Raw genomic sequence first — 3,894 nt, forward strand, 5'->3', positions numbered from 1 at the left:
GGAGGTGCCTCTGGCATAGACAATGTGTTCGGCCACACTGGTGATTTCACGCACGTCAAGTTGCGTAATGTTCCGGGCTTTGACTTCTTCCAGTGCGTCAATAACCAGTTGCAGTAGCGGGGTGTCAGCGCTCATGAGGCCTCGTGTCTGATTCGGGGGAAGGTGATTTCGCCACATTATACAGATGGTGGCGGTGAATATGGGCAACAACTGCCGGGTCCAGGGCCGGGCAATCCCCTTTTTCTGCCAGCGCCTGACGAATGGCGGTGGCGGATACATCCAGAAAGGGGCGCTGCAGCATCAGTCGCAAACCACTGGCCTGTCGGCGAAGGCTGTCAGGATCGGTCTCCGGGAACGTGGCCAGTACCTCGTCAGCCGCCAGTGGGCTGTCCGGGCGCGGCACTACGGCCAGGTGACACAGCTCTGCATAAGCCTGCCAGCGGTGCCAGTGATGCAGGCTGGCAAAGCTGTCGGCGCCGATCATAAAAACCAGTGGGCGATTACCGATCTGCTCACGGTAGTGTTGCAGGGTCAGCAGGCTGTAGCTGGGGCCGGATTGTTGCAGTTCCCAGTCGTCCGGGATCAGGCAGGGGAGGTTCGCGCAGGCCAGCTCCAGCATGGCCAGGCGCTGTTCGCCATCGGCCAGAGGCTGGGGGCGATGCGGCGGCACAGCGTTGGGGAGCAGATGCACAGGGGCATCGCCGAGTACCCGCGACACCGACCGGGCCGCACTGATGTGGGCCCGGTGGACGGGGTCGAAGGTGCCGCCGAACAGCACCAACGGTGTGGTGTCGGGAGTGGGGCGCACTACTGGCGGATGTGCCCGTCGCCCAGCACCACCCACTTCTGGCTGGTCAGGCCTTCCAGTCCCACCGGTCCACGGGCGTGGATCTTGTCCGTGGAAATGCCGATCTCCGCGCCGAGGCCGTATTCGAAACCGTCTGCGAAGCGGGTGGAGGCATTCACCATCACCGAGCTGGAGTCCACCTCGGTGAGAAACTGCCGGGCCCGGGTGTAGTTTTCGGTGATGATGGCTTCGGTGTGGCCGGAGCTGTAGCGGTTGATATGGGCAATTGCCTCGTCCAGATCACGGACCAGCTTTACCGCCAGGATTGGCGCCAGGTATTCCTCGCCCCAGTCGGTTTCGGTGGCTTCCTGCATGCCATCGACAATGCTTCGCGCCTGCTCGCAACCGCGTAACTCGACACCGGCATCGCGATATTTCGCGGCCAGTTCGGGCAGTACCTGCTGGGCAATGGCATTGGCCACCAGCAGCGTTTCGGTGGTGTTGCAGGTGCCGTAGCGTTGGGTCTTGGCGTTGTAGGCCACGTTAATGGCCTTGGTAATATCCGCCTGGTCATCAATATAGGTGTGGCAGTTGCCATCCAGATGCTTGATCACCGGCACCCGCGCTTCATTGCTGATGCGCTCGATCAGGCCTTTGCCGCCTCGGGGGACGATCACGTCCACATACTCGGGGTGGGTGATCAATTCGCCCACCGCGGCCCGGTCGGTGGTTTCCACTACCTGTACCGCAGTATCCGGCAGCCCGGCTTCGCGCAGGCCCACCCGGATGCACTCGGCGATGGCCTGGTTGGCGTTGATGGCTTCAGAACCGCCGCGCAGGATCGCCGCATTACCGGATTTCAGGCACAGGGCCGCCGCATCGATGGTCACATTGGGGCGGGACTCGTAAATAATGCCGATGACTCCCAGCGGCACACGCATTTTGCCTACCTGAATCCCTGAAGGGCGATAGGCCAGGTCGGTGATCACACCCACTGGATCGGCCAGACCGATGATCTGTTCCAGGCCTTCCACCATGGCGTCAAAACGAGCCGGAGTCAGTTCCAGGCGATCAAGCAGGGCGGCGTCAAGGCCGCTCTCGCGCCCTTTCTCCAGATCCTGCTGATTAGCTTGCAGCACCGCGCTGCGGTGGCTTCGCAAGGCGCTGGCGATGGCAGCCAGTGCCTTGTCCTTGTCACCGGAACTGGCCCGGGCCATGGCGCGAGAGGCCGTACGGGCCTGTTCGCCAAGACGTTGCATGTATTGCTGGATATCCATAATTCTCAAAACTGAAAGTGGTTAAAGGCCCCCTTGTGGTCTACATGCCACGGCGTTGCCGCGGTAAATGGCCCCCGGCGCAGCGGGCGTAGACCACAAGCAGGCTCTGAAAGGTGGATTATAACGACAACCGGCTCTTTACGCTTGCACACAAATGGTGAAGAATTGAAAACCTTTGCTACACAATAAGGCCTAAACCTTTGATTTTGTGGTACGAGTGTACCGTTTGTGTGGCGCAAAACGGCCTGCACCATCCTGCCGGGTAGGAGCAGCCGATACAACAAGAAAAAATTGAACGGAGCCAGACACTTATGGGCATTCGCTATCAGGAATATACCCGTTCCGCCATCAAGGCTGCCCCACTTCAACTGTGGGTGGGTCCGTGGCGCATTGACTACCTGGCGTTTTCGCATCCGAACAATGCCCACAAGCCGCCGTTGCTGGTGGTGGGTGGCGCCTTCCAGAATTTTACCTCCTACAAGTACTGCGTCGAGCGGATCTACCAGGATTTCCCGGTGGTACTGGTGGACCTGCCGTCCCTGGGCAATAACACCCAGATCGCGCCGGATCTCAGCATGGAAGACCTGGCGGACCTGCTGTACGAATTCACCTGCCAGTCCAGCCTCGAGAAAGTGCACCTGATGGGTCTGTCGCTTGGCTCCGCGGTGGCTAGCACCTTCGCGTACAAGTACCCCGAGGCCACCGATAAGCTGATTGTTGCTGGCATCGTTACTCGCCCGCGCAAAAGCTGGCGCATGCTGGTGGAAGAGTCTGTGCGGGTACTGGAACAGGGTCGCATGGATGAGTTCAGTCAGGCGGTGGTGCTCTATCTGGTCAACTACGACAAGATGAAGGAAACCGGCATCACCCCCACCGCCCGCAAGCTGTTCTATCGGCAGATGAAGCGGTTGTCCGACAACGAGCGCGAGCGCTACAAGATCAATGGCCGTCGCCTGTTGTCCGTGGAAGGTCTGCTGGGCTATCCGGAATGCGATACCCTGGTCACCACCGGCGAGTTCGACAGCTTTACCCTGCCCTGGGAAAACGCTTCATTTGCCGAAAAATGTCCCAATGCCCAGTTCACCCTGATCAAGGGTGCGGATCACCTGCCGCAGCTGGAAAAGCGCGAAGTGTCCCTGGATCTGTTCTCCACCTTCCTGCGTGGCGAGTCACTGGAAACGGTCCAGGGCATCCGCCGTTTCGGCAAGGGCGAATACCACCGTATAGAGCGTCGCCGTGCCGAGCGTCTGGTGCCATGCAACAATCACGGCTACGTGACCAGCGAATCCCGGGTGGGTGACCGCTTCCGTTTCAACAAGCCGGTGCAGGTGGTGGACATCAACTTCTTCGGCTGCCTGATCAAACTCAGCGAGCCCGGCTTCTCCATTGCTGACCACGCCCGTGACTGCACCCTCTATATGGAAAGCCCGGAACTGAAACTGGAGCTGCTGGTATTCGACTACGACGATGCCGGTTACCTGCGCTGCCTGTTCAAGCACGGCAACATCCAGGCGGCAGAGCGCTTCACCGAGCTGCTGAAAAACAGCGAATATTTTCTGCGCCAGGACAGTGAAGGGAATGTGCATCGGATTTATGGATAAGCGGGAAGCAGTTAACAGTTAATAGTGAATAGTTAACAGCTAAAAAGAAGAGGAAAAAACGAAAGAGGCCGCACCCAAAATATGGGTGCGGCCTCTTTGCTATCGGTCATGAGAAAACCAGCTCGCGAGCTGTTAACTGTTAACTGCCCCTACCGTTCCTTCCATGATCCTTACCATCGGATTGCCCCGCGTCTTCGGTATCGGTAACTGATCATAGTAGTCCGTCGGG

The 3,894-nt window shown here is 59.0% G+C and carries 3 protein-coding genes; 1 reads left to right on the plus strand and 2 read right to left on the minus strand.

Going from position 1 to position 3,894, the window contains the following annotated elements:
- Positions 1-124: 124 nt before the first annotated feature.
- Together nadD and ACFE0K_RS12945 are read right to left on the minus strand one after the other, a co-directional pair.
- Positions 125-808, minus strand: a complete 684-nt coding sequence (nadD, locus tag ACFE0K_RS12940) for a nicotinate-nucleotide adenylyltransferase (RefSeq protein ID WP_434536454.1) — start codon at positions 806-808, stop codon at positions 125-127.
- Positions 808-2,064, minus strand: coding sequence for a glutamate-5-semialdehyde dehydrogenase (locus tag ACFE0K_RS12945; protein ID WP_434536455.1), 1,257 nt, complete (start codon positions 2,062-2,064; stop codon positions 808-810). Before ACFE0K_RS12945 ends, nadD begins: the two co-directional genes overlap by 1 nt.
- A 311-nt stretch (positions 2,065-2,375) precedes the next feature.
- On the opposite strand from ACFE0K_RS12945, the gene ACFE0K_RS12950 reads away from it, so the two are divergent.
- Complete coding sequence (locus ACFE0K_RS12950) at positions 2,376-3,665, plus strand: alpha/beta fold hydrolase (RefSeq protein WP_434536456.1); 1,290 nt, start codon at positions 2,376-2,378, stop codon at positions 3,663-3,665.
- The last annotated feature ends 229 nt before the right edge of the window (positions 3,666-3,894 follow it).

The organism is Alcanivorax sp. (genome assembly GCF_051117345.1).
Taxonomy (GTDB): Bacteria; Pseudomonadota; Gammaproteobacteria; order Pseudomonadales; family Alcanivoracaceae; genus Alcanivorax.

What these genes read in the sequence shown, in the direction of transcription:
- ACFE0K_RS12945 (WP_434536455.1), bottom strand. Translation starts at nt 2,064, where the DNA reads ATGGATATCCAGCAATACATGCAACGTCTTGGCGAACAGGCCCGTACG.
- ACFE0K_RS12950 (WP_434536456.1), top strand. Translation starts at nt 2,376, where the DNA reads ATGGGCATTCGCTATCAGGAATATACCCGTTCCGCCATCAAGGCTGCC.